Genomic DNA, 591 nt, shown 5'->3' with positions numbered 1-591 from the left:
AGGTGCCTCTATCACCAATACACTTATAGGCGAAACCCTTTGGCTCGCGGGTACGCTATCGAAAATCGATACCATCGAGGTGCATGAAACCACCTCCGCTACTCTGCTTTTTATCGGTCTACTGTTACTCGCGATTAGACGTAAGAACGGTTGACCAAAGCAGAAGGTACCGAAAAGACATTACTATCCGCTGTGGTATTGGGTGCGCCTAAGCGCAAAGGATAGCACTAACTTCTGTTTGGCAAAGCCGGTGATAAGTGATTATTGCAGGCTTATTGATCCAATCATTTTGCTATATCTGAAAATATTCTTATTTAACTTACGATTAATTACCCCTGCACCCTTAGCTTCCGCAACCCCTGCTTCAATCGAAACAAATGATCGTGCAGCTTTGGTCCTTTATGTTGCGCCACACCAATGGCCAACACATCAATCACCACCAAATGCGCAATACGCGAAGATAAAGGTGTGTAGATTTCGATGTCTTCTTCTACATCCACTTCAATGGCGATGCTGGCTCTTTGAATGACCGGTGAATTGGAGGGTGCTATGGCGATGACAATACCGCCGACACTTCGCACCACTTCAATA

The 591-nt window shown here is 45.5% G+C and carries 1 pseudogene; it reads right to left on the bottom strand.

Annotated elements, in window-relative coordinates:
* Nucleotides 1-329: 329 nt before the first annotated feature.
* Nucleotides 330-591: pseudogene (locus tag ACFQEU_RS17610) on the bottom strand (hypothetical protein); the annotation flags it as partial.

Source organism: Halorubrum tibetense, from assembly GCF_042661865.1.
In the GTDB taxonomy this organism is placed as follows: domain Archaea; phylum Halobacteriota; class Halobacteria; order Halobacteriales; family Haloferacaceae; genus Halorubrum; species Halorubrum tibetense.
The sequence above is the reverse complement of the archived record's forward strand: the minus strand, read 5'-3'. Positions and strand labels throughout refer to the sequence as shown.